Origin of the sequence: Corallococcus sp. CA049B (assembly GCF_003611685.1) — a bacterium.
Lineage (GTDB): Bacteria > Myxococcota > Myxococcia > Myxococcales > Myxococcaceae > Corallococcus > Corallococcus coralloides.
Genome location: NZ_RAWC01000039.1, coordinates 47,119 through 54,483, shown reverse-complemented (window position 1 = coordinate 54,483; position 7,365 = coordinate 47,119). Strand labels below are relative to the sequence as shown.

At 71.0% G+C, this 7,365-nt stretch carries 6 protein-coding genes; all 6 read right to left on the bottom strand.

Annotation, left to right across the window (positions count from 1 at the left end; translation table 11 throughout):
• Positions 1 to 227: 227 nt before the first annotated feature.
• Positions 228 to 1,238, bottom strand: a complete 1,011-nt coding sequence (locus D7W82_RS12205) for an aldo/keto reductase (RefSeq protein ID WP_120618507.1) — start codon at positions 1,236 to 1,238, stop codon at positions 228 to 230.
• Between the two features lie 87 nt (positions 1,239 to 1,325).
• On the bottom strand, positions 1,326 to 2,624 hold the full coding sequence (locus tag D7W82_RS12200) for an AMP-binding protein (RefSeq protein ID WP_120618506.1): 1,299 nt from the start codon (positions 2,622 to 2,624) through the stop codon (positions 1,326 to 1,328).
• On the bottom strand, positions 2,621 to 3,187 hold the full coding sequence (locus D7W82_RS12195) for a hypothetical protein (RefSeq protein WP_233587440.1): 567 nt from the start codon (positions 3,185 to 3,187) through the stop codon (positions 2,621 to 2,623). The genes D7W82_RS12200 and D7W82_RS12195 overlap by 4 nt, the downstream gene beginning before the upstream one ends.
• A complete protein-coding gene (locus tag D7W82_RS12190; RefSeq protein WP_120618504.1) occupies positions 3,184 to 4,890 on the bottom strand; it encodes a VWA domain-containing protein in 1,707 nt (568 codons plus the stop codon). The genes D7W82_RS12195 and D7W82_RS12190 overlap by 4 nt, the downstream gene beginning before the upstream one ends.
• On the bottom strand, positions 4,887 to 5,714 hold the full coding sequence (locus D7W82_RS12185; protein WP_120618503.1) for a hypothetical protein: 828 nt from the start codon (positions 5,712 to 5,714) through the stop codon (positions 4,887 to 4,889). Before D7W82_RS12185 ends, D7W82_RS12190 begins: the two co-directional genes overlap by 4 nt.
• Positions 5,711 to 7,255: a MoxR family ATPase gene (locus D7W82_RS12180; RefSeq protein WP_120618502.1), complete on the bottom strand. Its 1,545-nt coding sequence runs from the start codon at positions 7,253 to 7,255 to the stop codon at positions 5,711 to 5,713. Before D7W82_RS12180 ends, D7W82_RS12185 begins: the two co-directional genes overlap by 4 nt.
• Between the last annotated feature and the right edge of the window lie 110 nt (positions 7,256 to 7,365).

Below are 7,365 nucleotides of genomic sequence, written 5' to 3'. Positions count from 1 at the left end.
GGAACGGGGCGCTGGACATGTACGGCCACAGCAGCCGCTGGGCGAGAAACGCCACCAGGACGCCCGCCGCCGCCAGCCCGTAGCTCAGCAGCGCGGAGCCCCCGTTCTTCTGGGACGGCTCCGGCGCGCGCGGAGACGGGGAGGAGGGGGGCACCGGCGGATGCGGCGGGCGGGACGGAGCGGGCGCGGTCATGGATGCGCGGGGCGGACGGGCCTGGGGCCCGCCGTCAGCGTGTCTCCTTCCGGGTGTCGGTCTGGAGGAACCCCTGCATGGTGGTGGGGTAGCGCTCGCCCGCGGCCACGCCCGGCGGCGCGATGGACTCGATGGCCGCCAGGTCCTCCTTCGTGAGCTTCACGTCCACGGCACCCAGGTTGTCGTCCAGGTACTTGCGGCGCTTGGTGCCGGGGATGGGGACCACGTCCTGCCCACGCGACAGCACCCAGGCGAGCGCCAGCTGCGCGGGCGTGCACTGCTTCTGGCTCGCGAGCCGGTCGATGTGCTCCACCAGCTTGAGGTTGCGCTGGAAGTTCTCCCCCTGGAAGCGGGGCGAGTGGCGGCGGTAGTCGTCCTCCGGCAGGTCCTCGAAGCGCTTGAACTGGCCGGTGAGGAAGCCGCGGCCCAGCGGGCTGTAGGGGACGAAGCCCACGCCCAACTCGCGGCACGTCTGGAGGACACCGTCCTCCGGGTCCCGGCTCCACAGCGAGTACTCCGACTGGAGCGCGGTGATGGGGTGCACGGCGCACGCGCGGCGCAGCGTCTCCGAGTTCACCTCCGACAGCCCCAGGAAGCGCACCTTGCCGGCCTTCACCAGCTCCGCCATCGCGCCCACGGTGTCCTCGATGGGCGTCTTCGGGTCCACGCGGTGCAGGTAGTAGAGGTCGATGACGTCCATTCCCAGGCGCTTCAGGCTCGCGTCGCACGCCTGCTTCACGTAGTCCGGCCGGCCGTTGACGCCGCGCGACTGGGGATTCGCCGGGTCACGCACCAGGCCGAACTTCGTGGCCAGGATGACTCTCTGGCGGTGGGGGCCCAGCACGCGGCCCACCAGCTCCTCGTTGCGGCCAGGGCCGTAGGCGTCCGCCGTGTCGAAGAAGGTGATGCCCCGGTCCAGCGCGTGGAGCAGCGTGGCCTCCGACTCCGCGTCGTCACGGCCCGCGTAGAAGTCCGACATGCCCATGCAGCCCAGGCCCAGCGCCGAAACCGTGAGGCCCTGCCTGCCCAGCTTCCGAGTCTCCATGTGTCCTCCGTGCGGGTGTACCCTCCCTGGGAGGATCTTCACGCGAGGCGCGGGAATCCAGGGCAAACGACCGGGCGAAGGCCTGGCTCATCCAGGGAGCGGCAGCTCGCAACGGAAGGGGAGCGGCTTGGCGGCCGGCGTCAACCCCTCTGCCCCGCGCGCCTCCACGACCGGAGACGTCCAGCCCAGGTTGCGCAGCGCCGCGGTGAGCCGCTCGCACAGCGCCGCCACGCTGTCCGCGGGCGCGCCCGAGAGCTCCAGCGTGAAGCGCTCCAGCGCCACCTGCGTCAGCCGGAACGCGCGCAGCGGGTGGTGCTTGAACACCCACGCCAGCGACCACGCGTCCACCGCGCGACCCGAAGGCGTGTGGAACGCGCAGGCCCCGCGTCCGCCGAAGCCCGTCAGCGTCCAGCCGTGGAAGCCGCAGGCGCAGGCGTCGCGCCGCGCGGTGCCGGTGTCTCCGGGCCGGTAGCGCAACAGCGGCAGCACGCTGGGGCGCAGCCGCGTCACCACCACCTCGTCCCCGTCCGGCTCCAGCCAGACATCCGGCGTGAGCACGTGGAAGCGGCCCCGGTTCGCGTCCTCCAGGCACTCCCACGCGAGCGGCCCCGTCTCCGTGGCGGCGTAGTAGTTGAGGACCGGCACGCCGCGCTCCTCTGTCCAGGCGTCGCGCAGCGCGTGCGGCAGGTGCTGCGCGGAGGTGAGCACCAGGCGGGGGGACGGCACCTCCGGATGGGCCAGCAGCCAGCGCAGCCCCTCCGGGTCGGAGAAGACGACGGAGGCCTTCACCCGTCGCAGCCGCGCCACCGCGTCGTCGCGCAGCACGGAGACGCGGTGCAGGGCGCCGTCGTGGAACAGCGGCAGGCGCACCGAGTACTCCAGTCCGCCCGGCAGCGCATCCAGCAGCACCACGCGCGGACGCGGCGGGGGCACGGTGCGGGTGCGCTCGGTGAAGAAGCGCAGCACGGCCCACATGAGCAGGCAGTCGCGCCGGTCGCGCAGCACGTTCACCGGGTCGCCCGTGGTGCCGGAGCTCTTCACCACCACGCACTCGTCGGACGCGGCGGGCAGCGTGGGCACGTCCTCCCAGTGCCGCGCGAGCGTGGCGCGGTCCAGGGCGGGGAAGTGCCGCAGGTCCTCCAGACGGCGCAGGTCGCCCGGGTGCAGGCCCGACTCGCGCAGCACGCGCACGTAGTAGGGCGAGCCCAGGAGCGCGTCACGCAAGGCCGGCAGGCGCGCTTCCAGCTCCGCGCGGGCGGCGGCTTCGTCCACGGTGGCCGTGCTTCGTGCGAGGCCCGCGGCCACGTCCAGCGCCCACGGCAGGTGCGGGCGCTGCGTGTGGCTGTCGCGGCGGATGCGGGCCCTGGGCGCGACCCCGAGCGTCACTCGCGCCAGCCCCGGGCCTCGGCTTCCTTGCGCTGGGCCTCCTGGAGCATCTCCTGGCGCCGGTCCGCCTCCTTCCTGCGCGCCTCCTCCACCTTGCGCAGGTCCGTCACCGCCTGCCGGTAGTCCAGGTCCTTGAGGCGCCGCTTGGACTCGGCCTCCGTTTCACCCTCCACGTCCGCTCCCACGGCCGCCAGCCACTTGCGCAGGAACTCCTCCTGGCGGAAGGCGTTGGAGCGGATCATCTCCGCGGTGAGGGGGTGCACCTCCTCGAAGAACTGCTGGAGCCGCGCCTGCGGGGTGCGGTCCGCGGTGAGGTAGAGCACCGTCTTCTTGCGCAGGTCGGACGACACCAGCACGTGCGCGAGCATGCCCACCTGCTCCTGGAACAGCGGGTTCTTCAGGCGCTGCTCCAGCTTCGCCCACTCTGCCTGGGACGGGGGCCGCTGGCTGGCCAGACGGAAGGTGTCGCAGACGATGGCCACCGCCAGGTCGTGCGGATACGGAGACACGATGGGCGTGGCCGCCAGCTGCTCACGGAGGTGGGGAATCGAGACCGCCATCATTTCTCCAACAGGGCATCGGCCAGTGCCGCGGCGGCACGGCCAAAGTCAGACATCCATTGCACGGTCGCCAGCCGGAAGCGCGGGCTGCCCAGCACCGGCGCCAGCACCTGCCGCGCGGACGCGTCGTCCGGCAGCGCGAGGAAGGCCACCACCCGGCGCGACCGGTTCATCCCGCGCGCGAACCGCGGCAGCGCGCCCTCCTGCCGCATGTTGTAGAGGAAGTCGCTGTCGGAGATGACGACGCGCAGCGCGTCCGGCCGCTCCTCGGACAGCTGCTCCATGACTTCCACCGGGAACCACGTCCCCCCGCCGATGTAGTGCAGGAAGAAGTCGCGCGCCGCCTCCTCGTCGTACATCCACGGGGACACGACGGGGTTGTCCGCGGAGTAGATGATGCCGCGCACCGTGGCGCCCTTGCGCAGCGCGGAGGCGGACAGCACCTGCGCGGCCAGCGTCATCGCGTTGAGGTCCTGCTGCGGGTTGGGCATGGAGCCGCTGGTGTCCAGGTAGATTTCCAGCGCGGGCACGCCCAGGTCCGAAGGCGGCGGCAGGTCCGCCTCCAGCTCGCGGCGCAGCGGGCTCACGGCGGCCAGGTGCCCCTGTGAAATCACCGTGAGCGTCCAGTCGATGGTGGTCGGGTCGTCGCCGTACTCCCACGCCTCCGGAGTCGTGCGCAGGTAGGGCTCTGGCTTCGAGGGCGAGGTGGGCAGCTTGAGGATGTGCTGATCCACGAGCCGCCGGTAGTAGCGGCCCACCAGCGCCCGCCGCAGCCTGCCGCCGTCGTCGCCGGGACGGTGCGCGGTCGCGCGGCGGATGGTCTCCAGCGGATCCGACTCCTTCGTGTCGTGCGAGTCGTCCAGCCAGCCGTTGGCGCGGGCCTCGTCCAGCGCGTCCTGCCACCGGCCGCCCGCCTGCACCGCCGCGTCCAGGTCGCCTTCGTCCGGAGCGCCGACGTCGCCAGCGAGCGGGATGCAGAAGCCCACTTCGGAGGGCATGTCGATGAAGCGGATGAACGCGGCGCAGAAGTAGAGGAACTGCAGGCGCGGGTCGGGCAGCGCGTAGAACGTCTGCACGAACATGCGCGCCTGCGCGCGGAAGCCCGGGTAGGCCTCCTCCAGCTTCGGCAGCAGGGCCTCGGGCACCAGGTGTCCGGGCTCGCGGCGCCAGAGCTCCTCGTAGATGGCCAGGTAGAAGCAGAACAGCGGGGACGGCCCGCTCGCGCCCGCGTCGCCGTCCTTCTTCTTCTTGTTCTTCTTGCGCCCGTCCGGCGTGCGCAGGAAGCCCCGGTACACCTGGCACAGCGCTTCCGCGTGGGTGCGCCCCACGAACTCGTTCACCTGGAGGTCGAAGAACAGGTTGGTGAGCGACTGGCCCAGGCCCGGGATGAGGCGCTGCTCCAGCACGCGCAGCTCCGCGTCCCACCCCAGCGTGTGCGGGAAGCGCACGTGGTGGCCGATTTCATGGGCCAGCACGGCGGTGAGGCTGCCCTTCGCGCCCATGCGGACCAGCAGGTCGAAGTGGACGAACACCTGCCGGCGCCCCAGGTCGATGTACGCGAGCGGTTCATCCGGCGCGGCCTCGCCGGGCCGGAAGGGCTGGTGCGGTTCGGGAGGGCTCAGCTGCACGTGCACGTCCCACAGCGCCAGCGCGTCGCGCCAGCACCGCTCCACCTCCTCCGGGGTGAAGGCCGCGCCCGCGCTCATGCCGGCAGGATGACCGCCAGCCACTGGGACGTGTGCATCGTGGCCACCGCGCGCCATTCGTTGTGCTGGGTGCTGTACCAGTCCCCCGCGCGCGGGTCGCGCTGCGCCAGCGAGGTGAGCGCCTTGGAGGGCTTGCCCGTCGCGGGCTCCAGCCGCTCGTTGCAGCCCATGGGCCCCAGCAGCACGGGCTTCTTCACCAGCCACACGCCCTGCGTGGCGGCGTCGCGTCCACCGGCGGCGGTGGCGCGGTGCCGGTCGTGCACGCAGACGACGGCGGGCGCCAGGAAGTGCATCTCCCCGGGCATGAAGCGCGCGTCCTCCTGGGACAGGTCCACCCACTGCGCGGTGGATGTGTCGCCCAGCGCCTTGTCCGGCGGCTCCATCGCCTCGTTGGCGATGGTGTGCAGGTGGCCCTCCAGGTCCTCCAGCGAGGACAGGTTCGCGCCCAGGCGGCAGAACAGCCGCTGCACCCACGGCGGCGCGGACTCCAGGTTCTCGCTGAGGTTCCACACGCGCGCGAGCGCCGCGGCCCGCTCCTCCTGGCGCAGGTCCGGCAACAGGCCGGGCAGCAGGTCCCGCCACGCGAGCGTGAAGAAGTTCTCCCGCCCGGCGGACGCCGGATACATGTAGCCCAGCCCGATACCCTCCGCGCCCAGGCGCAGGTAGTCGCGCAGGAGCTCCTCTCCCGCTGCTGCGTCGCCGCTCGCGAGCCCCCGGCCCATGCGGACCACCGGGCCGTTGAGGAACGCGCTCCACAGCGCGCGGTCCCAGCGCACGAACCGGCCGCGGGCTTCCTTCTCCAGGTCGTCGACGAACTCGCTCATGGCTGCTTCCCCTGACCGCCCGGGTTCTCCTTCAGCCACGTCGCGTAGTTGCGGTAGCGGCTGTAGAGGGACTTCAAGTGGATGAGGTCCTCGTACACCGGGCCGGACAATTCTTGACGGGTCATCAGGTCATTCATCAGCACGGTGACGGCGGACAGGCGCTTCTCCGTGGTGCGCAGGTCCACGCCGGACAGGCCCAGGTCCAGCTCCGCGCGCAGGGCGGCGACCTTCTGGCGCACGGGCGCGTGCGTGCCGTAGCGGGCCATGGCCATGTCGAACATGTTGCGGATCCACGCCACGCGGTCCTGGAGCAGCAGCTTGTTGCCCTTCGCCTCGAAGAAGGGGCTGCGCGCGTTGGGGGTGAGCTTCTCGTGCAGCACCCAGGGGATGATCTGCCGGAAGTCCTCCAGCTCCGTCACGCGGTGGCCGCGGAAGAACGCGAGCGCCTTCGCGAAGTGGAGGATGGTCTGGTACGCGCGCACGCTGGTGCCGTTCTCCGTCTGCGTGCAGAGGTGCACCTTCTTGTCCAGAGGGCACTGCTCGTTGCACACGGCGGACACGGTCTGGCCCGCGAGCTTCAGCGTGTCCTTGTGCTTGAACTCGAAGCGCGGGGACGCCATGCGGCAGAAGTCCAGCTGGCCCAGGAAGAAGGCCACGCGCTCCAGCACGCCCTTGGGCACCTCCACGGCGAGGATGGAGGTGTAGGCCTTCTCCAGCTCGCCGGGCGTGAAGACGATGTCCTTGGGGAGCAGCTCCTCCGGGGACTTGTCGGACTCGATGCGCTGGAGGAGCGTGTCCACGAAGCCGGAGTTGAAGGGCACGGCGCGCACGACGACGTCCAGGCGGTCCTTGAGCGCCTCGATGACCTGGAACGTGCCGCCGCCCTGGTCGTCGTTGGCGGTGAGGAACCAGGACGAGCGGCCGGTGTAGACGTACTGGTCCATCATCTCCGCGTAGCCCTCGCCCAGCAGCGACAGCAAGGCGGACTGGGTCTTCGTGGGGATGCGGTTGTACTCGTCGATGATCTTCACGCGCTGGCCAATCCACTTGCGCCAGCTGACCTTCACGGCGGACAGGTCCTCCGCCTTGAGCATGTCGGACGGCAGGGGCGCGCCGAGCAGGTCCGCGATGGACAGCTGCGGGTGGCCGCGCTGGATGCCCCGGTGGACGTCCTCGCGGCCCATGCCGGAGAGCAGGGCCATGAGGATGGCGGAGGTGGTTTTTCCTCGGCCCGGTCCGCCCACGAGCAGGGCGCGGCGGCAGGTGAAGAGGGTGAGCAGCGGGATGAGGACGAAGGAGCTGTAGCTCATGTCCTCCGGGAGGTGGACCTCGTCCCCGGCGGTGTTCTTGAGGGCGGCGGTGCCGCCGAACTCGATGTCGTAGTAGGGGCAGATGACGGCGTTGTTGGTGATCCACCAATACGCCTGCCGCATCTTGTCGTGGAGGCTGCCGCCGTCGCGCTCGGAGAGGTGGACGCTGAGGCCCTTGTCCGCCGACGCACGCCCGGTGAGCAGGCGCGAGACCCAATCCTGGTTGGCCATGGAGGCTGAAGAGTGTAGCAGCGTGGAGGGTGGGGCAGGTGTGCGCTGGATGGATGTTCCCCCTCCATCCAGGCTTCTGGAAGTGGGCGGTGCGGACGGGATGCGCTAAG